Here is a 22,376-nt window from a genome sequence, read left to right as displayed (position 1 = left end):
GGTCAGCTTCTTCGCCGTGGCGGCGCTCGCGGAGCGCTTCGCCATCACGTGGGAGCCGGCGGGGACGACAGCATGATCTTGCACCGCAGAATCCTGTCGATCCTTGCCGTCGCCGCCGGCCTCGTCGCGCTGTGGTGGGCGACCCTCGTCGCATTCGAGATCCCGCCGTACCTGATGCCCAGCCCCGGCTCGGTGTTCGCCGCGTTCTGGACGGACGGGTGGACCTTGATCGTCATGGCGTGGACCACCGTCAGCTCCACCGTCGTGGGGCTGCTCGTCGCCGCGCTGTGCGCTGCCGCCATGGCGGTGGTCTTTGTCCAATCGCACCTCGTCGCCCAGGCGGCGATGCCCCTCCTCATCGTCATTCGCTCCACCCCCGTTGCCGCGATCGCCCCGCTGATGATGCTGATGCTCGGCCGCGGCATGGGGACGAGCGTGTTCGTGGTCGTGCTCGTGTCGTTCTTCCCGATCCTCATCAACGTGATGCGCGGGCTGCGTTCCGCCGATGCCCAATCGCTGGAGCTTCTGCGGGTCTATGGCGCCAGCCGCTGGCAGATGATCTGCATGCTACGCGCGCCCTATGCGCTGCCGTATCTCTTCACCGGCCTGCGCATCGCGGGGGGGACGGCCATTCTCGGCGCGCTCCTGTCAGAGTGGATCACGGGGAACAGGGGGCTCGGTCTTCTCATCCTCGATAGCGCCGAGATGCGCGAGATCGACGTCCTGTGGGCCGCGATCATCGTGTCGGTGATCATCGCCCTGTCCCTGTTTGCACTGACGTCTGCCGCCGAGCGGGCCGTGCTGCACTGGAAGACGTGAATGCTCTTTCTCGGTGAACGCGACGTCGAGGCTCTTCTCGACGACGAGCTGGCGATGACGACGAGCGACGAGGCCTTCGTACTCGCCGCTGGCGGTGGCGTGCGTGCGCGGAGTGCGCTTCGCGTGCCGGGGCGTTACGGCGCGCTCCTCCTCGCGAGCGCACACGACGGGGCTGGCCTCTCCGTTAAGAGCAACATCCACGTCCACCCGGCCGGTGGAGGGCCGCGCCGCAGTGAATCGCTGCTGTCGCTCTGGAGCCTCGAAACCGGGGAGGTTGAGGCGCTCATCGCCGCGCGCATCTTCAACGACTGGCGCACGGCCGGCGGACTTGCGGCGGGCGCGCGGCGTCTGGTTCGCGGCGCACCTGCAAGGCTCGTGGTGTTCGGGACCGGCAAGATTGCCGGCCCCACGGCGCGGGCCTTCGCGCACGCCTTTCCCTCGCTCGAGCGGATCACGATCGCCGGCCGGACTGCCAGGAAGGCGGACCTGTTCGCCGCGCGCCTTTCAGGCGACAGTGCATTCGCCGGGCGCGAGGTTGTCGGCGTGGGGCCCGACGCCGCGCGGCGCGCAGTTGCGGAGGCGTCCGTAATCGTCACGGTCACGTCGGCGTCGGAGCCGGTCGTCTTTGGCGAGGATGTTCCCTCCGGATCGCTCGTCATTCTCGCCGGCGCCAATCGGCCGGACGCCCGCGAGGCGGACGACGCCCTCATCCGGCGCGCCGAGATCTACTGCGACACCGTCGAGAACGTCTTCGAGAAGGCGGGCGACCTCGGACGTGCCCGCGACAGCGGGGCGCTCGGTGCCGACATCGCTATTCGGCCCGTCGGAGCGGCGCCGGGGGAGCGCGCCCCGGCAGACTCGTCCGCGCCGTGGGCGCCGGACATCGTCGTCTTCAAGTCGATCGGCCTCGGCGAACAGGACCTCCTGCTCGCACGGGCGCTGGTCCGCCGCGCCGTCGCACGCGGGACGGGCCTCTGGATCGATGCGGAAACCGGCGTGCACCAACAACTCTCCGCTGCACGCGGCCTCGATGCCAAGGGCGAGACGAGCCACACGCCGAGCGACGTTCCAACGGAGGCCCCATGACTGCACCTCTCGTCATCCGCGGGGCTGTCGTCCTGCAGGAGGCCCGCGCACCGTTCCGGGACGCGGCGATGGACATCCTCGTCGAGGGCGGGCGGATCGTCTCCATCGCCCCGACCGGCGCCGAGCACCCGCACGGCGTACAGATCGTCGACGGCACCGGTCGGCTCGCGACGGCGGGTCTCGTCAACGCCCACACGCATTCGCAGTCAGCCGCGATGGCGGGCTTTGCCGATGCAGTCAGCCATCCGGCCTTCATGTGGCTGACTCAGGCGCACACGGCTGGACGCCCCGCCGAGGAGATCCGCGTCGCGACCTTGCTGACAGCGCTCCACATGATCCGCTCGGGATCGACCGCCGCCATCGACCACTTCCCAGGCCAGCGTTTTACGGCCGACGACATCGACGCCGTCGCGGGGGCGTGGGCGGAAAGCGGATTGCGGGTCGTCCTCGGGCTGCGCTTCTTCGACGGTGCATTCTCCGACATCATGCCGTCCGGCGCCGCCATTCCCGCGTCGCTGCGGGCAGCGGTGGAGGGGAACACGCTGCTGCAGCCACAGCCGCTCGCCGAACTTCGCGAGCTGATCCCCGCGGCCGTGGACAAGTGGGATGGGCGCGCGGACCGGATCAGAATCTTTCCCGCGCCGTCCAACCCGATGCGCTGCTCGGACGAGGCCATCCTGTTCTGCACCGAACTCGCGGAAAGCCGCGATCTCGGTATTCACACGCACCTTCTCGAGACCGCGAAGCAGGCGAGCGGCGCGCAGGCGCAGTACGGGTGCAGCATGGTCTCCCACCTCGACCGGCTGGGGGTTCTCTCCGACCGTTGGTCCTGCGCGCACACGATATGGGTCGACGAGGCGGACATCGCCGTTCTTGCCGCCCGTGGCGCGATCGTCGTCCACAACCCCGAGAGCAACAGCCGGCTCGGTGCAGGTGTGGCGCCGATCCCGGATCTGCTGAAGGCCGGTGTAACGGTCGCGCTCGGAACCGACGGCGCCGGTGCGAACGATAACATGGACATGCACCTCGCGATGCGCGCGGCGGCGGTGCTGCATCGCCCTCAGATCCCGTCGCCGGCCGACTGGATCACGGCGGCGGATGCGATGGCGATGGCGACCACCGGTGGGGCGGCCGCGATCCGTCGACCCGGCCTCGGGCGCCTGCAGCCCGGAGCAGACGCCGACATCGTCCTCTATCGGCTCGACGCCCCGTGGTGGGCGCAGATCAACGATCCCGTCGCCCAGCTCGCCTTCGCGGAGACCGGCGGATCGGTAGACACGGTGGTCGTGGGCGGCGAGGTCGTGATGGAGGCGGGCCGAGTGCTCGTCTTCGACGAGGCCAGCGTGCTCGCCGAGGCGCGCGCCATGGCGAAGCGGCTCCGCAGCCGCAACGCCGATCTCTTCCGCGTGGCCGAACTCATCGCGACAGGGGTGAACTGAATGGCCCGCCCGAGCGTCGACACCATCCTGCGCGACGCCCGGATCGTGTCCTCCGCTGCCGTGCGCGAAGGCTCGATCGCGATCGCCGAGGGCCGCATCGTGGAGATTGGGCCCGACGGTGCCATGCCCGCCGCGCGCGAGGAGATCGGGCTCGACGGCGCGACGGTCATCCCCGGTGCGATCGACGTGCACGTCCATCTCCGCGACCCCGGCTTCCCCCACAAGGAGGACTGGGCGACGGGGACGGCCGCCGCCGCATGTGGCGGCGTCACGACCGTGTTCGACATGCCGAACACGAACCCGCCAACCTCCAGCGTCGCCGCAGTCCGCGACAAGATCGCCCGCGCCGAAGAGGTCGCGCATGTCGACTTCGGTGTCTACGGCAACGTGTGCGACACGAACCTCGACGCGCTTGAACCGATGATCGCCGCCGGGGCCGTCGCCTTCAAGATCTACATGGGAAGCGAAAACACCCTCGTGCCGGCGCCAAGCGACGACACCATCCTGTCGGCGCTGGAGATCTTCGGCCGGCATGGGCTGCGGACGACCGTGCATGCGGAGAACCAGTCGATCCTGGCCGGGCGCGGCCGGCGGCTGAAGGCGGCCGGGCGCAGCGATGCCGCAGCGCACCTCGAACAGCACATCGACCTTGCCGAGGTGGAGGCGATCGGGCGCGTCGCACTCTTCTCCCGCGCGGCCGGCGCGCCCGTGCACATCGCCCACGTCAGCAGCGCGCAGTCACTGCCGGTGCTTGCCGCCGCGAAGCGCGACGGCACGGACCTCTCGTGCGAGACCTGCCCGCACTACGTCACCCTGTCGGTCGCGGACGGCGCGCGGCTCGGTGACAACTTTATGCGCGTCAAGCCGCCGGTCCGGGGGCCCGAGCATCGCGCCCCGTTGCGCCGCGCACTGTTCGGCGGGGCGATTGACGTCCTATCCACCGACCACGCGCCGCACCGTCCCGAGGAGAAGACCCGGCCGAGCATTTGGGATTGCGCGCCGGGATTTCCGGGGGTGGAGACCTCGATGCGGTTGATGCTGACGGCGGTCGCAAGCGGTGAGCTGACCCTCGGACGCTACGTCGAGATGGCCGCCGAGGCACCGGCGCGGCTATTCGGACTGGCCCCCCGCAAGGGCCATATCGATGTCGGATCGGACGCAGATATCGTCGTGCTGGACCTTGCGCGACACAACCGGATCGACGCAGCGCTCCTTCACTCACGCGGCAACGCGACCCCGTTTCATGGGATTGAGACCATCGGACTTCCGGTCCGGACCATGGTGCGCGGGCGCACGGTCATGTGTGAGGGACGGATCGTCAGTGCCGCGAGCGGCGCTTGCGTGAGGGGTCGTGACTAGCAGGGCGAAGAACGGCTTGGCTCCTGTCAGATTGGGGCAATCAATCGTGTTTGATCCCGGATCTTGAAATTGCAGAGGAGATCGACCCGTCCACAGTTTACCGTGCGGATGACCCGGTCCTGAGTCGGAAAGCCGTCGGTGAGCGGCAATCATACGGTAATTTGTCTGCAGTTTCCGGCTCGTCCCCAATATCCGGGAAAGCGGCGCAGACACCTTCGGCGAACGCTGATCGCGGGTCGACGACGGGACGGAATGATAACGCCGGCCCCGACCATGACAACACCTCGCGAGCCGCAACCCACACGCATCAAATCTGCAACATGGAACAGGCCATAAACGTCATTAAAGATAAATTACTGTCGAAAACTGCCTTTATTGCAGAAGTCGATGTCGCTATCGAAAAGATCGACATCGCCGATTGGCTGTTCAATCTTCCGGAAGCCGAGTATAAGCGCTGCTGCTCGCCCGACCACATCGGCGCCGGAACGACCGCGACCGATGGTGGCCGGCACGACAGGCCGCGGGGGACGACCAAATCTCGCGAGAGACGCCGTCTTTTGCGGCGAGTATCGTCCGCACGGCGCTAGGTCAGCCTGATCCGGTCTGACCGCACCGCGTTCCGGTGGCCGTCGGGACACCGTCCGTCCACCGGCCAGGTCCCGACCGCACACCACACGGCTACTCTTGGCACAGACCGGCGGATCAAGGCGCAGACCCTCTTCCAATTTCAGATACTCGTAGGGCCGCCGGTGCTTCCGGATCGGCAATGGCGATTCGTCAAGAGTTCATTAATTGTTTCCGCCGCCCATGCATGGGTGAACGCCGTAATTCAAATTCAACGGGCATGATCCGATTTCGCGAGACGGAGCTTTATGCGCCCGTGAAGGGCTATCTGGAGCGTCAGGGTTTCGCCGTGAAAGGCGAGATTGCTGACGCCGATGTCGTGGCCTGTCGTGGCGATGACCCTCCCGTCATTGTCGAGCTGAAGGGGGGATTTTCGCTATCGCTCCTGCAGCAGGCTGTGGCACGGCTAGTCATTACAGATGCCGTGTATGTCTGCGTTCCATGGCGATCTGGCCGTGTCGCCTGGCGCTCACTCAACGATAACCTTAAGCTCTGCCGCCGGTTAGGCCTCGGGGTAATGACGGTGCGCCTGAGCGATGGACTCGTGGAGGTGCATTGCGATCCCGGCCCCTATAAGCCCCGGAAGTCACCCGCGCGGCAAGGGCGTCTCCTCCGTGAGTTCGCCCGGCGACGAGGCGATCCGGCCCGGGGCGGTGCGACGCGGTCAGAGCAAGTCACCGCCTACCGTCAGGACGCAATTTCCATCGCGGCCTACCTGACCACGGCCGGTCCGAGTAAGGGGGCGGCTGTCGCCCGCGCGACCGGTATCCAGGCGGCAACGCGGATAATGCGCGATGACCATTACGGCTGGTTCGAGCGTGTGAGGGTGGGAACCTACACACTTTCCGAAGCCGGGCTCGCGGGGCTGGCGCGGTATGACGCCACCCCGATGCTGCCACCGGTCCATGCTGTGGGCCGACCCGAGCCTATAGCTTCTCAGAAGCCGCCCGAGCCGAGCGACTCCGGGAGTCTGCTTCGGTAACCCGAGGCCGGCGCAGCTCACGTCCGGAAATGGCTCGATCCGGTCGCTCGGGGCCGTTCGGCTAGTGATGACCCGGTCCTCACCCATAGCCGCAGCGACCGCCGACACTTAGGCTGGTGCGCCTCGACCTCGCGTTAGGGACTCGAGGAGAGTGCGGCTCACGACGACGACCCCGGCGAAGGCGGGCCTCACCACCCGTCCGCATGTCGCCGTCTCGGTGGTGGACGGCGGCTCCGTATCGAGCCGTGACAACACCTTACCGAGGTCGCGCCGCTCCTTCAGGACGGCACGGTTGTCCGCATCGTGGATCCGGTTCGCCGTTTTCACGATCTGGTTCACGTTCCGTGCGATGCCCGCGATCTGCCCCTGAAGGTCCTTGAGGACGGAGAGCGTCTCGGCATCGGCTTCCAGAAACTCGTCGATCCGACGCGCTGCGATCCCGAGCGCGCAGTTCCGCTTGAGCCCCGCGGTCATCCCGACCAACCTCTCGGTGATGGAGTACCATGAAGCAATCCGGACGCTCCAGTACGTCACAGAGGTCCACAAGGCCGCCCGGATGGACGACGCCTCTGGCCTTCTGATCAACCGCATTTCCGACCAAGACTCTCTCGCACGGAGCAGGAGAACCTCGACACCCTCTCCACGATGCCGCTCTTCGAGACGGCGCTCCCGCCGCGCCGCGCCTACGCCGATATCAAGGCGCTCGGGCGCTCCACCTTCGTCATCGCCACCTGATGACCCGGCCGGAAAAGAGGGGCATGGCCAATCACATCCGGATGGTCCTGACCGAAGCGTGCAAGTTCGCGGCAAAGCTGCTGGACGCCGCCAATGCCAGCGCCCGGGCAGCCCGAGGATGGGCATCAAGTTGCCAGGACAGGTGCCGATCCAGCCTCACATCAGAGTTCCATAATACCGCTTATACGACCGGCGAGCGTGACGAGCCGGGATCCTTGGCACGGGCGCTAGTCCAGCCGCGCCGCTCCACCGCCGAGCCGCTCCACCCGGTTCGGTGGGCCGATCCGGCGGCGTTCGCCGCGTGCCGGCCCAGAGCGCCGCGAGAGTGCGGCCTCGCCGCCGCGCGTCAGCCCTTGCCGGTGAGCCAGGCGATGGTGGCGGTCGGGCCGGCGGTCTGGGGGCCGGTGGGGAGTTCGTCGCGCTCGAACAGGTCCTCGATGACCTCGAGCGTGCGCGTATAATGCCGCGTCAGGCAGTCGCTCGCCTCCTCGGGCGTGCCGTGCAGCACCGTCTTCATCAGCGTCTCGTGCTCGGCGAGGCCGTCGCGCGGGGCCTTCCGGAAGGCGTTCGAGAACGAGATGTAGCGCGCCGCGTGGTCGGCGAGGATGTCGCAGAAGTCGAGCAGCCAGGGCGAGCCGCAATTGGCGATGAGCGCCCGGTGGAAGTTGCGGTGGGCGTCCTCCCACCCCTCCCGCATCGCCGCCGTGTCGACGTCGGCACCGGAGACCCGCGCCAGGCGGTGGAAGGCGACGACGATCGTCTCCTCCCACCGGTCGTCGCGGTTGCGCATCGATTCCTGCAGGACGTTGCCCTCCAGGAAGCAGCGCGTGCGGGCGAGGATGCGCCAGTCGTCCAGCGCCACGGGAGGCACCGTGTAGCCGCGCTGCTCGTGCCGCTCGACCAGGCGCTCGGACGACAGGCGCGACAGCGCCTCGCGGACCGCGTTGCTGCCGACGTCGTACTTGGTCGCGATCCCGTCGATCCTGAGCTTCGCACCCGGGGCATACGCGCCGTGGATGATGTCGGCGCGCAGCTTCTGGTAGATCGTCGTCGCGCGCGTGGTCTTTTCCGTCTGTGACATTCTCGGCCGGATCCCGGGTCGTTACGTCCTCGCCCGCCCGTGCGACGAGCGATGCCAGAACACGAACTTGTACTGCATCCAGGACACGATGCCGAACATCAACAGCCCCAGCAGGCTGAGGTAGATGATCAGCGAGAACACCCGGGGCGTGTCGAGCTGGGAGGCGGCGACGCGGATCAGCTCGCCGAAGCCGCGCCCGCCGCCGAGGAACTCGCCCGCGATCGCGCCGGAGACGACGCCGATGGCGGCGATCTTGAGACCGGTGAAGAAGTGCGGCAGGCCGGTCGGGATCTTGAGCTGCAGCAGCGTCTGCCAGCGCGAGGCGCCGATGCTGCGGAAGAGCATCCGGGCGTTCTCGTCCGCCGCGTGGAGGCCCGCCGCGGTGCTGACGACGATCGGGAACACGGCGATGAACGCGGCGAGCGCGACCTTCGAGGCGATGCCGAACCCCAGCCACGCGACGAACAGCGGGGCGAAGGCGAGCTTGGGCATCGTGTCGATGGCGACGATGTAGGGCATCACCGCCCGCTCGCCGATCGACGTCTCGCCCACCAGGACGCCGAGCGTCACGCCGATGCCGACGGCCCAGACGAAGCCCCAGAACACCTCCTGCGTCGTGATCCAGAGCGCCGGCAGCGTGTAGCCGCCGGAGACGAGGTTCTGGCCGACGAAGACGACGTCCTTCAAGGTCGCGACCGGGCTCGGCAGGATCAGCGGGGAGACGATGCCGATCGCCGTCACCACGAACCAGACGCCGAAGAAGGCCGCGAGCAGGAGGCTCATCGCGAGCCAGCGCGGCACACGGGAGCCGAGCGAGACGTGCTCGGTCCACACGGTGTCCTCCAGCCCCTCGGCGGCGAGGCTCTCCTCGACGACGGGCTCGGCGGGCGACAGCTCGCTCACAGGAAGGCTCCCTTGTCGAGGAGGTTGCGGATCTCGCTGACGTAGGCGCCGAACGCCGGCAGCGTCGCCATCTCGAGCGTGCGCGGGCGCGGCAGGTCGATGGCGATGGAGCGCGCGATGCGCCCCGGACGCGCAGACATCACGTGAACGACGTCCGACAGGATGACCGCCTCGGCGATGGAATGGGTCACGAGGAAGGCGGAGGCGCTGCGCTCCAGGCAGATGCGCTGAAGCTCCATGTTCATGAAGTCGCGAGTGATTTCGTCGAGGGCGCTGAACGGCTCGTCGAGCAGCAGCATCCGCGGCTCGGTGACGAGCATGCGGCAGATGGCGGCTCGCTGCGCCATGCCGCCGGAGAGCTGGGCGGGATAGGCGCTCTCGAACCCCTTGAGGCCGACCAGCTCCATCAGCGCCGCCGCGCGGCTCCGGGCGGCGGCCGCGGCACGCTTGCCCTCGCGGATCTGGATCGGCAGGAGGATGTTCTGCAGGGTCGTGCGCCAGGGAAAGAGTGTCGCCTGCTGGAACATCATGCCGATGTCCGGCCGCGCGCCCGTCACCGGCGTCCCGGAGAGGATGACCCTCCCCTTCGACGGCGGCGTCAGCCCGGCCATGATCTTCAGGAGCGTGGACTTGCCGCAGCCGGACGAACCGATGACGGAGTGAAACTCGCCTTCACGCACCGTGAGGCTCACGCCCTCCAGGGCGCGAACCTCGCCGGCGGCGTAGGTCTTGGCGACGTTGGTCAGCTCGTAGACGGGCTTTGGCCGGGTCCCTGACCCGGCCATCGCGGCAGCGGTTGGCATCAATCGGCGTTCCAGGCTTCGATGAGCTCGTTGGAGTAGGCCGCTTCGAGGTTCTCCAGCGGCGCGTCGAGGTCGCCGGCGGCGACGAGCGTGTCGTGCCACTGCTGCCAGGCCTCCGGCGCCTGGTAGCCGAACCCCTTCTCCGGATCGAGCGGGCTCGTCAGGCGGAAGTAGACGTCGAGCAGCGCGTCGGCGAATTCCATGTCCTCGAGCTGCTGCGGGTTGCCGAGCTTGGCGTTCTCGAGCGTCGCCTGACGGTTGGCGGGGTCCATGCCGAACTTCATGCCCTTCACCAGCGCACGGCCGAAGCGGGTCAGGACGTCCTTGTTGTCCTCGTAGAATCCGGTCGTCACCGCGTAGCCGTTGCCGAAGTAGGACTGGAACTTCGTCGGCGTCAGGATGCGCAGCGGCACGCCGCGCAGCTGAAGCGTCGCGACGCCCGCCGTGTCCGACGCGTAGGCGTCGATGGAGCCCTGCATGAAGCCGGCGACGGCCATGCCGCCCTCGCCGACAGTCAGGAAGGTGTAGTCGTCGCCCTCGGTCATCCCGGCGTCGTCCAGGATCGAACGGACGAAGGCGACCTCGGCGCCGTCCGCGGTCCCGACGCCGATGATCTTGCCCTTCAGGTCGCTCGGCGCCTCGTACGAGGAGGATTCCGGCACCACGAGGTTGAACTGGCTGCGGGCGAAGTAGTTGTAGATGTAGACGATGTCCGCGCCGTTCTCGACCGCGTTGAGGACCGGGCCGGGGCCGGGATGGCCGAGTTCCGCCTGCCCGGACAGCAGCGCCTGGATCACCTGCGAGGAGCCGTTGACGCTCTGCGGCGTGATCTCGAGACCTTCGGCCTCGAAGTATCCCTCACCCATCGCGTTGTAGAGGCCGAAATAACCGAGACCGCCCGGGCTCGGGAGCGCGAGTGTCAGCTTTGTCAGGTCTTGCGCGACGCCCGACGACGTCGTGCTGAAGACCAGCGGCAATGCCGCGGCGAATGCGAAAATAGTGCGACGTCCCAACATTCAGCGCCCCCTCGGCTGTCGTGCTTGCAACCAGCATGCATCGCCGGGCAGGCCTGTCAACAAAAATGCATTATCAATCCGATGGGATAAAAAAATGCAGATTATTCTGGACGCGCTCGGTTCGATGGATATTCTGTCGCCAGCTTGGACTAGGACTGACGATGACACCCGATGGTACGCTGGCCGTTGCGGCCCCCGTTCGCCCGACGCTGCCGATCGTGGGGACGAGCGACCGGTTCCCGGTGCGCCGGATCTACTGCGTCGGCCGCAACTACGTGGCGCACGTGCGCGAGATGGGCGGCGACGAGACGCGCGACTTTCCGCTGATCTTCCAGAAGCCTGCCGACGCCGTCGTCCAGGATGGCGGAACGGTCCCCTACCCGCCCGGCACCGACAACCTCCACTACGAGCTCGAGCTGATGGTGGCGATGAAATCAGGCGGGTACATGATCCCGGTCGAGGAGGCCGTGTCGCACGTCTTCGGCTACGGCATCTGCCTCGACATGACGCGCCGGACGGTCCTCGGATCGCCGGACGCCCCGCGCCTGCCGTGGGAGCTGAAGAAGTCGTTCGACCATTCCGCGCCCTGCGGCCCGGTCTACCCGGTGGAGCAGGTCGGCCATCCGAGCAGCGGCTCCATCCGCCTCGAGGTCGACGGTGCGGTCCGGCAGGACTCCGACCTCGGCCTGATGATCTGGAAGACGCCGGAAATCATCGCCACGCTGTCGCGCTTCTATTCGCTGGAGCCGGGCGACATCATCATGACGGGGACACCGTCCGGCGTCGGCCCGGTCCTGCCCGGCAACGTGCTCGTCGGAACGATCGATACGCTCGGCAGCCTCACCATCACGATCGGCGAGCCCGCGGTCGCGGCCGCCTGACGGACCGCCGCGCGGCCGGCGCCCGGCGGCGCCGGCCTCCGGAGCCGGCGTGGCGGGTCAGATGGGGACCGCGAAGGTCTGCTTGACGATCTCGCTGGGAACGTCCGTCTTCACGTTCTGGATGCCGTTCCTGCGGGTCAGGTGCGTGGACTGGAACCGGCGGTAGTCGTCGAGGTTGCCGACGACGACGCGCAGCAGCGCGTCGCTCTCGCCCAGCATGATGTAGCACTCCACCACCTCCGGCAGGCGGCGCATGGCCTCGATGAAGAGGTCGATCGTCTCCGCGTCCTGCGCCACGAGCGAGACGCGCGCGAACAGCGACAGGCCGAGGCCGACCCTGGTCTGGTCGACGACGGCGACGTAGCGGCTGATGACCCCCGCCTCCTCCAGCAACCGGACGCGGCGCAGGCATGGCGACGGCGAGAGGCCGACACGCCGGGCCAGCTCGTTGTTCTGCAGGCGCCCGTCGCGCTGCAGCTCGCGAATGATGCGCTTGTCAATATCGTCCAGCTTCATGGCATTCGCTTCAGGTTCTGCCGCTCCCGGTGGAATTTCCTGCCAATGGTAGTCGCCATGGCGGCATCAACGCAAACCGATTGCGCCCCGGCGGTGCTAGCGTCCTCGCACCAGTTCACACGAGGGCGCCATGGATCTCGGATGGCTCAGCGGTCTGCTCGGGTTTGCCTTCGCCATGGCGGTGACGCCCGGGCCGAACAACACGATCGTCACCGCCTCCGGCTCGACCCACGGAATGGCGCGAACGCTGCCGCTGGCGGGCGGCATCGCGTCCGGCGTCGCCGCGATCATGCTCGTCGCGGCGGCTTTCGGCACCTCGGTTGCCGGAGACACGCGCGTCGGGGCCGCGCTCAAATGGATCGGCGTCGCCTACCTCCTCTGGCTGGCATGGAAGATCGCCAGCGCCGAGCCATCGCCGCCCCCCGCGGGCGTTACCGCCGACGACGGGGCGAGCCGGGCCGAGGTGCGTGACGGCAGGACGGTCGGCGCCGCGCCACTCTCGTTCGCGCAGGGCGCCGCGCTGCAGTTCGTGAACCCCAAGCTGTGGGTGATGGTGAGCGGCGCGGTCGTCACCTACGGGCAGGTCAGCGGCGCGAGCGGGCATCTGACCATCGCGGTCGTCTTCGCCCTCGTCTTCGGCGCGATGACGTTCCTCGGCACGCTCGTCTGGGCCGCGCTCGGCGCGTCCGTCGGCCGCATCCTGACGTCGCGGCGCGCGCTCCGGCGCTTCAACGCCGTCATGGCGGCCTTCCTCCTCCTCTCCCTCATCCCGATCGTCTTCGAATAGCGGGCGCCGGTCCCGCGAAACGCGATGGCGAAGGGCCGGCAGGGCCTCGAAAGTCGAAGTTCGTCCAAGTCAGAAGCCCATCCTTCCATGCGAACGTGTCCGACTCCTCCGGCGCATCACGCCAGATTCGCCGTCGCTCGAAGAACATCGGGCCGTCCCTGCACCGCGCAGTGGAGGCCGCATTCAACAGGCATGCGGTGCTGGGGTCGTAGCGGAAAAGTTCGTCCGGATCGCGGCGGCATAGCAAGCGGCCCATCTCGTATCGGACCACTGACCGACGACGATGGTGGCACTGAACGACAGTACAACCCCGATGAGCGCCTTCATCTCTTCAGACAAGGCACCGCTCATCCGGGCGGCCCCGATCGTCGTTCCGGGCCAGCATGACCGCGCGCGACGGTCCGGCGCAAGGGCGCCGCCGGTGCGGCCGGCCGTCGTGACCGAGAAACCCGGTACCCGAGCTGCCGCGACCATCCCGACCGCGACGGTCATTCCTCAGTCGGGAGAGGCGCCGTCGCGGGGACGGTGACGCCCCGAGGATGCCGTTCCGGGACGGTCGTCCGAGCATCCCACGACGCCCTCGTGAGCAGCTCACGAGGGCTCGCATGTGCAACTTATGTCGCCATGAGGCGCACGCGTTGAAGGCGCTGCCGGAGAGATTGGATGCAAAGCGCTCCCGCGCTTTGAAAGAAATCGCGCATCTCTTGGGAGGAAAACGAGAGAAACCGGAAGGCGGCTTCGATGGGTAAACTTTCAGCATGGCGCGCGTCGATCCCGCCTTGAGCAGCTTACGACGGCTTACTAACCTGCTCAGAGCGCAATGCGAGGCACACCCATGGCCCCTCCCTCAGATCGCGAACGAACCGGCCGCGTGTCGGTGCTCGACGGCTCGCTGAAAGCCGACCGCGCCTACGAGGTGATCCGCCAGGATATCGTCGCCTGCCGCATCCACCCCGGCGCCACCTTCAGCGAGTCGGAGCTGATGGCGCGGTACGACATCGGCAAGGCCACGGTTCGCGTCGCCCTGCAGCGTCTCGCCCACACCGGGCTCGTCACCCCGATCCCGCGTCAGGGCTACCGCGTCGCCCCGGTCACCCTGCGGGACGTGGAGGAGGTGTTCGCCCTTCGCATCGTGCTCGAGCCGTACGCGGCGCGCTGTGCGGCGGGGAAGGTCAACCGCGGCCAGCTCGAGCGTCTGGAGCGCAACTGCCGCGTCCGCAGCTCGGACGACATCGGCAACCAGATCGACTTCTTCCTCGAGGCGAACCGCTCCTTCCACATGGCCATCGCCGTGGCGAGCGGGAACCAGCGCCTCGTCAACACCCTGTCCGGCCTGCTCGACGAGATGACCCGCCTCGTGGCGCTCGGCTTCGGCGTGCAGGGGGTGAGGCCCAACATCGAGAACGACCACACCCTCCTGATCGAGTACCTCTCGGCCGGCGACGCCGACAACGCCGAGATCATCGCCCGGCGCCACGTCGAGACGTTCCGCGAGATGACCATCGCCAAGGTGATGGCGAGCCTCGCCGAGCTGCCGGAGATCGCCACCGCCAACATCGCGCCGCTGGCCGGGCGGAGCGGCTCGTGAGCATCGCCATCTGCCTCAGCAAGGTGAGCAAGTGGTTCGCCCGGCCGAACCGCGAGCCGCTGCACGTCCTGTCCGACATCTCCTTCGAGGTGCCGAGGAACAGCTCGGTCGCGATCGTCGGCGCCTCGGGCTGCGGCAAGAGCACCCTTCTCAACATCATCGCCGGGCTGCTGCCGCCCGACGAGGGCGAGGTGCTCGTCGACGGCAGCCAGCCGCGGAACGTGCCGGCCGCCGCCGTCACCTACATGTTTCAGGACGACCGGCTGCTGCCCTGGCGCAGCACCGCCAGCAATGTCCACTTCGGCCTCGAGACCACCACGCTCGGCAAGGCCGAGCGGCAGGCGCGGGTCGCCGAGACGCTGGAACTCGTCGGCCTCGCCGACTTCGCCGACGCCTACCCGCACGAGCTGTCGGGCGGCATGCGCAGCCGCGCCGCCCTCGCCCGCAGTCTCGTCGCCCGTCCGTCGATCATGCTGATGGACGAGCCGTTCTCCAAGCTCGACCCGACCACCCGCAGCCAGATGCACAAGGAAGTCGTGCGCATCGCCCGCGAGTTCTCGATGACGGTCGTCTTCGTCACCCACGACGCCGAGGAGGCGGTCGTCCTCGCCGACAAGGTCATCGTCCTGAAGCCGCGTCCCGGCCGCAAGGAGACCGAGCTCAAGGTCGACATGCCGTTCCCGCGCGATCCCGTCGCCGCCGACGTCACCGAGACCGTCCGGTCCCTGCGCCAGATCATCTGACCCTGGCCGCTCCCAGCGTCCGCCACGAGGCCCCATGTCCGCCATCACCGCCACGTCCGACTCCAAGGCGAAGCCGCGCCTTGCGCCGCTCCTGGCCACGGAAGCGGGACGCAAAGTCGCCCGGCGTCTTCTCCTGCTCGCGCTGTTCTTCGCCGCCTGGCAGTGGGGCGCGCAGGAGATGCCGGCGTTCATCCTGCCGTCGCCCCACCGGGTGTGGGACGTCTGGCTGCGGCTGATCCAGAAACCGACCTTCTGGGACGACCTCTACACCACGTCCGCCCGCGTCGTCGTCGGCTTCCTGATCGCCGCCGGGGTCGGCACCCTGCTCGGCCTGCTGATGGGCGTCAGCCGGTTCTTCGGCGACTTCCTGGAACCGGCGGTCGTCGTCATCAACACCGTCTCGTCGACGATCTGGGCGATCTTCGCGCTGCTGTGGTTCGGTCTCTCGGAGGCGACGGTCGTCTTCGTCGTCTTCATGACCGCGATGCCGCTGATCCTCACCAGCGTGTTCGAAGGCACGCGGCAGGTGAACGCGGACTACGTCGAGCTCGCGCGTTCCTTCCGCATGACGCGCGGGCAGATCCTGAAGAAGATCTACCTCCCGACGATCCTGCCGCAGTTCTTCTCCGGCGCCCGGCTCGCCTTCGGCTTCTCGGCCCGCGTCGTCCTGATCGCCGAGACGCTGGGCGCCTCGTCCGGCATCGGCTACCGCCTGCGCCAGGCCGCCGATCTGGTCCAGACGGACCAGGTGTTCGCCTGGACCCTCACCCTCGTCGTCATCATCCTCGTCATCGAGTACGGCGTCCTCAAACCGCTCGAAACCCGCCTGTTCGCCTGGAAAAAAGCGGTCGCCGACTGACGCTCCCTGCCCGTCTCACGTCAACACCGGAGAACCGTCCGATGCATCGACTGACTACTCTTGCCGCCTCCGTTCTCGCCCTCGCGGGCGTCGCCGCCGCGCCGGCATCCGCAGAGCCCCTCAAGGTCGGCTACTGGAGCTCGGGCGTCAGCCTCGGCTTCGGCACCTTCCTGCAGACGAAGAAGTTCCTCGAGGACCAGGGCTTCGAGGTCGAGTACGTGACCTTCCCCGACGTCAACGCGCCGACGAAGGCGCTCGTCGTCGGCGGCATCGACTTCGCCATCGGCGCCAGCGCGGGCTCCTCGCTCTCCGCGACGGCCGACGGGCTGCCGGTGTCGATCATCCTCGCCACCCAGGTCGCCGACCTCTACTTCGCGGTCGCGCCGGATTCGGAGATCACCTCGCTCTCCGAGCTCGCCGGCAAGCGCGTCGGCGGGTCGCCGGCGGGCAGCGCCACGGCCTCCATCACCGCCGCGATTCTCGACCAGAACTACGACATCGCGCCGGACGACTACGAGGCGGTGCCGGGCAACGACTCCCTGCTCGCCCAGCTCCTCGTCCAGGGCGAGATCGACGCCGCGGCGCTGCGCTCGGTCAGCCTTGCCCTCGTCGCCGACGCCAACCTCAAGACCATCGGCTCCTTCCGCGAGGAGTGGGGCAAGATCACCGGCGAGGACGCGGCCCCGGTCCTCGGCATCGGCCTCATCCGCGACGAGTGGCTGGAGGAGCACGGCGAGGACGCGGCCGCGCGCATCGTGACCGCCATGCGCAGCGCCTACGAGTACGGCTCGGCCCACAAGGACGAGGTGGCGACGGCGCTGATGGAGGCGGCCAACATCTCCCAGGAGACCGCCGACGCCTACGCCGCGCTGTGGGACGACATCTACTCGGTCACCATGACGCCGGCGACCGTCGAGTCGCTCCGCACCGAGTTCGAGGTCTTCAAGAGCGTCGGGACCGTCTCCGGCGAGTTCGGCGCCGACAAGGTGCTGACCGGCCCCTTCGAGGCCTCCAAGGCCGCCGACTGAGCCGCCGGCCGCTATCCGTCCGAGCCCGATCCACGATCATCACAACCACGAAGAAGGAACACCGTGGTCAACACCATGAAAGCCCTTGTGCTCGCCGAGCACGGGGGCATCGAAAACCTCGCCGTCGTCACCGACAAGCCGGTCCCGACCGCTGACGAGGGCCATGTCGTCATCCGCGTGCGCGCCTCGTCGTTCAACTACCACGACGTGTTCACCGTGCGCGGCATGCCGGGCATCAAGGTCCCGCTGCCCGTCATTCCCGGCCTCGACATGGCCGGCGAGATCGCCGAGATCGGCGCCGGCGTCACCGGCTGGTCGGTCGGTGACCGCGTGCTCGTCAACCCCCTCAACAAGAAGAAGGGGCTGATGGGCGAGATGCTCGACGGCGGCATGGCCGAATATTGCCGCGTCGCCGCCGATCAGCTCATCAAGATGCCGGACGCCGTGACCTTCGAGGAAGCGGCCTCGCTCCCCGTCGCCTACGGCACCGCGCACCGCATGCTGATCACCCACAACACGGTGAAGGCGGGCGACAAGGTGCTGATCCTCGGCGCCTCGGGCGGCGTCGGCACCGGCTGTGTGATGCTCGCCAAGCATCTCGGCGCCGAGGTCATCGCCTGCGCCGGCTCGGCCGAGAAGATCGAGCGCCTCAAGGAGCTCGGCGCCGACGAAGGCGTCAACTACCGTGAGGAAGAGTTCCAGAAGTGGGCGATTGCCAAGTACGGCAAGCCGCAGCGCCGCAGCTACGAGGGCGGCGTCGACGTCGTCATCAACTTCACCGGCGGCGACACCTGGGTGCCCTCGCTGAAGTGCATCAAGCGCGGCGGCAAGATCCTCACCTGCGGCGCGACCGCCGGCTTCGACCCGAAGGAGGACCTGCGCTACATCTGGAGCTTCGAGCTGCAGGTGATCGGCTCCAACTCCTTCTACGACGACAACCTGTCCGCCCTCATGGACCTCATCGCCGAAGGGGCGCTGAAGGTCGTGATCGACAAGGTGCTCCCGCTCGAGGAGGCCGCCTCCGGTCTCGCGATGATCGAGAACCGCGAGGTGCTCGGCAAGATCGTGGTGACGCCGTGAGCGAGGCACTGGACAAGGGCGCCGTCGAGGCGCTGCTGCGCAAGGGGCCGTTCCACGAATGGCTCGGCCTCACCGTCGCCGACGTCGGCGAGGGGACGATCGAGATCCATGCCAGGTGGCGGCCGGAATGGGTGGTCAACACCGCCGGCGGCTACGTGCACGGCGGGATCCTGGCGACCCTCGTCGACCTCACCGCCGACTGGGCGCTGGTCTCCAAGACCGGCAAGGGCGTGCCGACCATCGACATGCGGGTGGACTACCACGCGCCGGCGATGGAGGGCGACCTCAAGGCCGTCGGCAAGGTCGTCAAGCTCGGCCGCACCTTCTCGGTGTGCGAGGCCCAGGTGTTCAACATGGACGGCAAGCTGCTCGCCTCCGGCCGCGGCACCTACATGATGCCGCAGCAGAAGTAAGCCGCGATGGACACGCTCGACCACATCGTGATCAACACGCTCATGGGGATGGACGCTGCGGCGTCCATCTTCGCGGACCTCGGCTTCCAGCTCACCGCGCGCGGTTACCACTCGCTCGGATCGATCAACCATCTCGCGATGGTGCCGGGGTCCTATCTGGAGCTGGTCGGCGTGCCCGCGAGCGGCAAGCAGCGCCAGGAGGTGCTGGAGAGCCCGCTCGGTCTCTCCGGCCTCGTCTTCAAGAGCGCAGATTCCGACGCGACCTATTACCGCCTCACGGCGGCGGGCTTCGCGCCGCAACCGCCGCTCTCCTTCTCCCGCCCGGTCGAGATCGACGGCGAGACGGTGGAGGCGAAGTTCCGCACCGTGCGCCTGACCGGCGCCGAGTTCCCCGCCGGCCGGGTCTATTTCTGCGAGCACCTGACCCCGCAGTACGTCTGGCGGGACGAGTGGCTCGTCCACGACAACGGTTTCGTCTCGATCGACGAGATCGTCGTCGAGAGCACCGACCTCGACGCCGACGCAGCCCGCTATGCCGCGCTGTGCGGCACGACCGCGAGCGTTGACGGCGAGGCGCGCGTGGTGGCGCTGCCGGGCCTGGCGATCCGCCTCGTCGCCGGCGAGCGCCCCCGCTTTGCCGGCGCGACGCTCGGCTTTACGTCGCTCGACGTGCTGAAGGCGCGGGCGTCCGCCTCCCCCGAGGTCGCGTGGAGCGACGACGGCCCCGGCCGCGCCACCCTCGGCATCGCCTCGCTCGACCTCACACTCACCGCGAGGGTCGCCGGATGACGACAAATCTCGGCATGATCTCGTGCGAGGCGGGTGCGCCCGACAAGCCCGCCTTCATCGGCTCGTGGCCGGACGGCACCGAGCGCGTCATGACCTACGCGGCGCTGAACCGGATGGCGGACGCCTTCGCCCGCGGCCTCGTCGCCCATGGTGTGGCGCGCGGAGAGCGCATCGGCATCCTGTCGGCCAATCGGCCCGATTACGTCGCCGCCATCCTCGGCGCGATGCGGGCCGGCGTCGTGCCGGTGCCGATCAATTTCAAGTTTCCCCCTGCGACCATCGCCTACATCGTCGCCGACAGCGCGGTGCGCGTCCTCGTCTGCGACGAGCCGCGCCGCGCGAGCGCCCCGGCGACCGACGCCGTGGTCCTGACCTTCGAAGGCGAGGGCGACGGCACCTTCGCGTCCTGGCTCGACGAGGGACCGTTCGACGCGGTGGACCCGGCCGCCGACGACCCGGCGCTGATCCTCTACACCTCCGGCTCCACCGGCCGGCCGAAGGGGGTGCTGCTCTCGCACGCCTCGCACCTGTGGGTCGCACACGTGCGCGTGCCGGAATACCGCCTTAACGACGAGCGCGTGCTGATCGCCGCCCCGCTCTATCACATGAACGCCCTCGCGCTCTCCTTCCTGGTGTGCGCCTCCGGATCGACGGCGATCCTGCTGCCGCAGTTCCAGGCGGCCCACTACATCGAGGCGATCACCCGGTACCGCTGCACCTGGCTCACCGCCGTGCCGCCGATGATCGCGATGATGCTGCGCGAGAAGGAGGCGCTGGCGGCGGCGGACCTGTCCAGCGTCCACAGCATCCGGATGGGGTCGGCGCCGGTGAACGAGGCGCTCGCGCAGACGACCGCGGCGCTCCTGCCCAACGCCCACGTCATCAACGCCTACGGCACCACGGAGGGCGGGCCGATCGGCTTCGGCGCGCACCCGGACGGCCGGCCGACCCCGAGCGGCTCGGTCGGCTACCCGCATCCCGAGGTCGAGGTGAGGCTCGTCGGCGAGAACGCGCCCGAGCGGGGCACGCTGCAGCTCAGGAGCCCCGGCCAGATGCTCGGCTACCTGAACCGTCCGGACGTCGCCTCGCCCGTCACCGCCGACGGCTTCTACGACACCGGCGACGTCTTCCGCCGTGACGGGGACGGCTTCTACTACTTCGTCGGGCGCGTCGACGACATGTTCGTCTCGGGCGGGGAGAACATCTACCCGAGCGAGGTGGAGCACGTGATCGAGGAGGCGCCGGGCGTGGCGCAGGCCTGCGTGGTGCCGGTGAACGACGACATCAAGGGCACCAAGCCGGTGGCCTTCGTGATCCGCAAGGCCGGTTCCGACGTCACCGAGGACGAGATCAAGGCCTTCGTCCTCGCCAACGCGCCGGCCTACCAGCACCCGCGCCGGGTCTGGTTCGTGGACCGCCTGCCGCTGACGACGACCAACAAGATCGACCGCAACGCCCTGATGGCCCGCGCCACCGAGGCGATGGCAGAACCGGAGGGCGCCGGCAGCTCCTGAGCCGCCCGCCGCCCGTGGCGGATCGGACCGGGGTGTGGCGGAACGCGATTCCGCCTTGCCGTTGCCGACGCGGGGCGACCAATATCGCCGCATGAGCGACGATGACCAACCTCCGCGGATTCGCATCCGTGTCGTCTTCGGCCCGGACGAGATGATGGGGCCCGGCAAGGCCGAGCTCCTCGAGCGGATCCGCGCCACCGGCTCGATCGCCGCCGCCGGCCGCGAGATGGGCATGAGCTACAAGCGCGCCTGGCAGCTCGTCGAGACGCTCAACACGATGTTCAGCGCGCCCGTGGTCGAGAGCACCCGGGGCGGCGCGCGCGGCGGCGGCGCCCGCCTCACCGACGCCGGCGAGGCCGTCCTCGACACCTATCGCGCCTTCGAGGACGAGGCCTACCGCGCCGGCCGCGAGCACGTCGAACGGCTCCAGTCGATGCTGAGGGATATTCCCGGCGGAAAATAACGCTTGCGTGCAGAGAGCATCGTCCGCGATATTCCCGCCGAAACATATCGTTCGTCTGGGAGTTCGCTTCATGTCTCAGCATGCTGCAGGTCGCGTGCGCGCCGCCCTTGCCGCGGCGCTCGTCTTCGGGGCCGCCGGAATGCCGCTCGCGGCCCACGCCGACGAGATCACCGTGTTCGCGGCCGCGAGCCTCACCAACGCCCTCGCCGAGATCGAGAAGCGCTTCGAGGCCGAGACCGGCCACGACCTCGTCATCTCGCTCGCCGGCTCGTCGGCGCTGGCCCGGCAGATCCAGCAGGGTGCGCCGGCCGACATCTTCATCTCGGCCAACCCCAACTGGATGGACGTCGTCGAGGCGGACGGCCTGATCGAGCCGGACTCGCGCTTCGATCTCCTGCGCAACTCCATCGTCCTCATCGCCAGCGGCACCGACGCCGAGAAGGTCGACATCGGCCCCGATCTCGACCTCTCCGGGCTCCTCGGCGACGGGCGGCTCGCGATGGCGCTCGTCGACGCGGTGCCCGCCGGCGTCTACGGCAAGGCGGCGCTGGAGAGCCTCGGCCTGTGGGACGGCGTCGAGACCAAGGTCGCCCAGGCCGACAACGTGCGCGCGGCGCTCGCGCTCGTCGCCACCGGCGAGGCGCCCTACGGCATCGTCTACGCGACGGACGCGGCGGCGGAGGACGACGTGACGGTCGTCGGCACCTTCCCGGACGACAGCCACCCGCCGATCGTCTACCCCGCCGCCGACCTCGCCAACCGCGACTTCCCGGCGGAGGCGGAGTTCCTCGACTACCTGCGCGGTCCGGAGGCGCGCGAGGCGTTCGAGCGCCAGGGCTTCGTGGTCATCGAGCAATAGCTCGCGCTG

24 protein-coding genes and 1 pseudogene are annotated in these 22,376 nt (G+C 68.4%); 18 read left to right on the top strand and 7 right to left on the bottom strand.

Going from position 1 to position 22,376, the window contains the following annotated elements; all coding sequences use genetic code 11:
* Positions 1 to 72: 72 nt before the first annotated feature.
* The 6 genes and pseudogenes from DLJ53_RS30165 (at position 73) to DLJ53_RS30140 (ending at position 6,309) form a co-directional block, all read left to right on the top strand.
* Positions 73 to 819, top strand: a complete 747-nt coding sequence (locus tag DLJ53_RS30165; RefSeq protein ID WP_111352025.1) for an ABC transporter permease — start codon at positions 73 to 75, stop codon at positions 817 to 819.
* Positions 820 to 1,905: an ornithine cyclodeaminase family protein gene (locus DLJ53_RS30160; RefSeq protein ID WP_111352024.1), complete on the top strand. Its 1,086-nt coding sequence runs from the start codon at positions 820 to 822 to the stop codon at positions 1,903 to 1,905.
* 68 nt (positions 1,906 to 1,973) lie between these two features.
* Positions 1,974 to 3,344, top strand: a complete 1,371-nt coding sequence (locus tag DLJ53_RS30155) for an amidohydrolase family protein (protein WP_162409700.1) — start codon at positions 1,974 to 1,976, stop codon at positions 3,342 to 3,344.
* Complete coding sequence (locus DLJ53_RS30150) at positions 3,345 to 4,703, top strand: dihydroorotase (protein WP_111352022.1); 1,359 nt, start codon at positions 3,345 to 3,347, stop codon at positions 4,701 to 4,703.
* Positions 4,704 to 5,023: 320 nt separating this feature from the next.
* Positions 5,024 to 5,212: pseudogene (locus DLJ53_RS36730) on the top strand (hypothetical protein); the annotation flags it as partial.
* A 257-nt stretch (positions 5,213 to 5,469) separates the two neighbouring features.
* Positions 5,470 to 6,309 carry a DUF2161 domain-containing phosphodiesterase gene (locus DLJ53_RS30140; protein WP_244935193.1) on the top strand — a complete coding sequence of 280 codons (840 nt, stop codon included), beginning with the start codon at positions 5,470 to 5,472 and terminating at the stop codon, positions 6,307 to 6,309.
* Between the two features lie 108 nt (positions 6,310 to 6,417).
* Here the strand turns inward: DLJ53_RS30140 and DLJ53_RS35365 are convergent, their stop codons facing one another.
* The 5 genes from DLJ53_RS35365 to DLJ53_RS30115 all read right to left on the bottom strand — a co-directional run bounded on the left by DLJ53_RS35365 (position 6,418) and on the right by DLJ53_RS30115 (position 10,847).
* On the bottom strand, positions 6,418 to 6,900 hold the full coding sequence (locus DLJ53_RS35365; RefSeq protein WP_280525532.1) for a DNA mobilization endonuclease VirD1/MobC family subunit: 483 nt from the start codon (positions 6,898 to 6,900) through the stop codon (positions 6,418 to 6,420).
* A 490-nt stretch (positions 6,901 to 7,390) separates the two neighbouring features.
* Positions 7,391 to 8,125, bottom strand: a complete 735-nt coding sequence (locus DLJ53_RS30130) for a GntR family transcriptional regulator (protein ID WP_111352018.1) — start codon at positions 8,123 to 8,125, stop codon at positions 7,391 to 7,393.
* Positions 8,126 to 8,146: 21 nt separating this feature from the next.
* Entirely contained in the window at positions 8,147 to 9,028 is an 882-nt protein-coding gene (locus tag DLJ53_RS30125; protein WP_226582603.1) for an ABC transporter permease, read from the bottom strand.
* Positions 9,025 to 9,831 carry an ABC transporter ATP-binding protein gene (locus DLJ53_RS30120; protein ID WP_111352017.1) on the bottom strand — a complete coding sequence of 269 codons (807 nt, stop codon included), beginning with the start codon at positions 9,829 to 9,831 and terminating at the stop codon, positions 9,025 to 9,027. Before DLJ53_RS30120 ends, DLJ53_RS30125 begins: the two co-directional genes overlap by 4 nt.
* Positions 9,831 to 10,847, bottom strand: coding sequence for an ABC transporter substrate-binding protein (locus DLJ53_RS30115; protein ID WP_111352016.1), 1,017 nt, complete (start codon positions 10,845 to 10,847; stop codon positions 9,831 to 9,833). Before DLJ53_RS30115 ends, DLJ53_RS30120 begins: the two co-directional genes overlap by 1 nt.
* 161 nt (positions 10,848 to 11,008) lie before the next feature.
* On the opposite strand from DLJ53_RS30115, the gene DLJ53_RS30110 reads away from it, so the two are divergent.
* Positions 11,009 to 11,728, top strand: a complete 720-nt coding sequence (locus DLJ53_RS30110; RefSeq protein WP_111352015.1) for a fumarylacetoacetate hydrolase family protein — start codon at positions 11,009 to 11,011, stop codon at positions 11,726 to 11,728.
* A 57-nt stretch (positions 11,729 to 11,785) separates the two neighbouring features.
* Here the strand turns inward: DLJ53_RS30110 and DLJ53_RS30105 are convergent, their stop codons facing one another.
* Entirely contained in the window at positions 11,786 to 12,244 is a 459-nt protein-coding gene (locus DLJ53_RS30105) for an Lrp/AsnC family transcriptional regulator (protein WP_111352014.1), read from the bottom strand.
* 130 nt (positions 12,245 to 12,374) lie between these two features.
* On the opposite strand from DLJ53_RS30105, the gene DLJ53_RS30100 reads away from it, so the two are divergent.
* Positions 12,375 to 13,031, top strand: a complete 657-nt coding sequence (locus tag DLJ53_RS30100; protein ID WP_111352013.1) for a LysE family translocator — start codon at positions 12,375 to 12,377, stop codon at positions 13,029 to 13,031.
* 183 nt (positions 13,032 to 13,214) lie between these two features.
* On the opposite strand, the gene DLJ53_RS34910 is transcribed toward DLJ53_RS30100, so the two are convergent.
* Positions 13,215 to 13,523: a hypothetical protein gene (locus DLJ53_RS34910; protein ID WP_146620139.1), complete on the bottom strand. Its 309-nt coding sequence runs from the start codon at positions 13,521 to 13,523 to the stop codon at positions 13,215 to 13,217.
* Positions 13,524 to 13,866: 343 nt separating this feature from the next.
* Here DLJ53_RS34910 and DLJ53_RS30095 point away from each other — a divergent pair, with 343 nt between their 5' ends.
* From DLJ53_RS30095 to modA, 10 genes are all read left to right on the top strand, one after another.
* Complete coding sequence (locus DLJ53_RS30095) at positions 13,867 to 14,619, top strand: GntR family transcriptional regulator (protein ID WP_111352012.1); 753 nt, start codon at positions 13,867 to 13,869, stop codon at positions 14,617 to 14,619.
* Positions 14,616 to 15,362 (top strand): ABC transporter ATP-binding protein, encoded by a 747-nt coding sequence (locus DLJ53_RS30090; protein WP_111352011.1) that lies wholly within the window; start codon positions 14,616 to 14,618, stop codon positions 15,360 to 15,362. The genes DLJ53_RS30095 and DLJ53_RS30090 overlap by 4 nt, the downstream gene beginning before the upstream one ends.
* A gap of 34 nt (positions 15,363 to 15,396) precedes the next feature.
* Positions 15,397 to 16,221 carry an ABC transporter permease gene (locus DLJ53_RS30085; protein WP_111352010.1) on the top strand — a complete coding sequence of 275 codons (825 nt, stop codon included), beginning with the start codon at positions 15,397 to 15,399 and terminating at the stop codon, positions 16,219 to 16,221.
* Positions 16,222 to 16,262: 41 nt separating this feature from the next.
* A complete protein-coding gene (locus tag DLJ53_RS30080) occupies positions 16,263 to 17,249 on the top strand; it encodes an ABC transporter substrate-binding protein (protein WP_111352009.1) in 987 nt (328 codons plus the stop codon).
* A gap of 75 nt (positions 17,250 to 17,324) precedes the next feature.
* Positions 17,325 to 18,329, top strand: coding sequence for a zinc-binding dehydrogenase (locus DLJ53_RS30075; protein WP_211100705.1), 1,005 nt, complete (start codon positions 17,325 to 17,327; stop codon positions 18,327 to 18,329).
* Positions 18,326 to 18,742 (top strand): PaaI family thioesterase, encoded by a 417-nt coding sequence (locus tag DLJ53_RS30070; protein ID WP_111352007.1) that lies wholly within the window; start codon positions 18,326 to 18,328, stop codon positions 18,740 to 18,742. Before DLJ53_RS30075 ends, DLJ53_RS30070 begins: the two co-directional genes overlap by 4 nt.
* 6 nt (positions 18,743 to 18,748) lie before the next feature.
* Positions 18,749 to 19,531, top strand: coding sequence for a VOC family protein (locus DLJ53_RS30065; protein ID WP_111352006.1), 783 nt, complete (start codon positions 18,749 to 18,751; stop codon positions 19,529 to 19,531).
* Complete coding sequence (locus DLJ53_RS30060) at positions 19,528 to 21,045, top strand: class I adenylate-forming enzyme family protein (RefSeq protein WP_111352005.1); 1,518 nt, start codon at positions 19,528 to 19,530, stop codon at positions 21,043 to 21,045. Before DLJ53_RS30065 ends, DLJ53_RS30060 begins: the two co-directional genes overlap by 4 nt.
* Positions 21,046 to 21,136: 91 nt before the next feature.
* Positions 21,137 to 21,508 (top strand): winged helix-turn-helix domain-containing protein, encoded by a 372-nt coding sequence (locus DLJ53_RS30055; protein ID WP_111352004.1) that lies wholly within the window; start codon positions 21,137 to 21,139, stop codon positions 21,506 to 21,508.
* Positions 21,509 to 21,578: 70 nt separating this feature from the next.
* A complete protein-coding gene (modA, locus tag DLJ53_RS30050; protein ID WP_111352003.1) occupies positions 21,579 to 22,367 on the top strand; it encodes a molybdate ABC transporter substrate-binding protein in 789 nt (262 codons plus the stop codon).
* Positions 22,368 to 22,376: the final 9 nt, after the last annotated feature.

Origin of the sequence: Acuticoccus sediminis (assembly GCF_003258595.1) — a bacterium.
GTDB lineage: Bacteria > Pseudomonadota > Alphaproteobacteria > Rhizobiales > Amorphaceae > Acuticoccus > Acuticoccus sediminis.
The sequence above is the reverse complement of the archived record's forward strand: the minus strand, read 5'-3'. Positions and strand labels throughout refer to the sequence as shown.

Coding starts and splice junctions, on each gene's coding strand:
- DLJ53_RS30165 (WP_111352025.1), top strand. CDS start 73: ATGATCTTGCACCGCAGAATCCTGTCGATCCTTGCCGTCGCCGCCGGC.
- DLJ53_RS30160 (WP_111352024.1), top strand. CDS start 820: ATGCTCTTTCTCGGTGAACGCGACGTCGAGGCTCTTCTCGACGACGAG.
- DLJ53_RS30155 (WP_162409700.1), top strand. CDS start 1,974: ATGGACATCCTCGTCGAGGGCGGGCGGATCGTCTCCATCGCCCCGACC.
- DLJ53_RS30150 (WP_111352022.1), top strand. CDS start 3,345: ATGGCCCGCCCGAGCGTCGACACCATCCTGCGCGACGCCCGGATCGTG.
- DLJ53_RS30140 (WP_244935193.1), top strand. CDS start 5,470: ATGGCGATTCGTCAAGAGTTCATTAATTGTTTCCGCCGCCCATGCATG.
- DLJ53_RS35365 (WP_280525532.1), bottom strand. CDS start 6,900: ATGCGGTTGATCAGAAGGCCAGAGGCGTCGTCCATCCGGGCGGCCTTG.
- DLJ53_RS30130 (WP_111352018.1), bottom strand. CDS start 8,125: ATGTCACAGACGGAAAAGACCACGCGCGCGACGACGATCTACCAGAAG.
- DLJ53_RS30120 (WP_111352017.1), bottom strand. CDS start 9,831: ATGCCAACCGCTGCCGCGATGGCCGGGTCAGGGACCCGGCCAAAGCCC.
- DLJ53_RS30115 (WP_111352016.1), bottom strand. CDS start 10,847: ATGTTGGGACGTCGCACTATTTTCGCATTCGCCGCGGCATTGCCGCTG.
- DLJ53_RS30110 (WP_111352015.1), top strand. CDS start 11,009: ATGACACCCGATGGTACGCTGGCCGTTGCGGCCCCCGTTCGCCCGACG.
- DLJ53_RS30105 (WP_111352014.1), bottom strand. CDS start 12,244: ATGAAGCTGGACGATATTGACAAGCGCATCATTCGCGAGCTGCAGCGC.
- DLJ53_RS30100 (WP_111352013.1), top strand. CDS start 12,375: ATGGATCTCGGATGGCTCAGCGGTCTGCTCGGGTTTGCCTTCGCCATG.
- DLJ53_RS34910 (WP_146620139.1), bottom strand. CDS start 13,523: ATGACCGTCGCGGTCGGGATGGTCGCGGCAGCTCGGGTACCGGGTTTC.
- DLJ53_RS30095 (WP_111352012.1), top strand. CDS start 13,867: ATGGCCCCTCCCTCAGATCGCGAACGAACCGGCCGCGTGTCGGTGCTC.
- DLJ53_RS30085 (WP_111352010.1), top strand. CDS start 15,397: ATGTCCGCCATCACCGCCACGTCCGACTCCAAGGCGAAGCCGCGCCTT.
- DLJ53_RS30080 (WP_111352009.1), top strand. CDS start 16,263: ATGCATCGACTGACTACTCTTGCCGCCTCCGTTCTCGCCCTCGCGGGC.
- DLJ53_RS30075 (WP_211100705.1), top strand. CDS start 17,325: ATGAAAGCCCTTGTGCTCGCCGAGCACGGGGGCATCGAAAACCTCGCC.
- DLJ53_RS30065 (WP_111352006.1), top strand. CDS start 18,749: ATGGACACGCTCGACCACATCGTGATCAACACGCTCATGGGGATGGAC.
- DLJ53_RS30060 (WP_111352005.1), top strand. CDS start 19,528: ATGACGACAAATCTCGGCATGATCTCGTGCGAGGCGGGTGCGCCCGAC.
- DLJ53_RS30055 (WP_111352004.1), top strand. CDS start 21,137: ATGAGCGACGATGACCAACCTCCGCGGATTCGCATCCGTGTCGTCTTC.
- modA (WP_111352003.1), top strand. CDS start 21,579: ATGTCTCAGCATGCTGCAGGTCGCGTGCGCGCCGCCCTTGCCGCGGCG.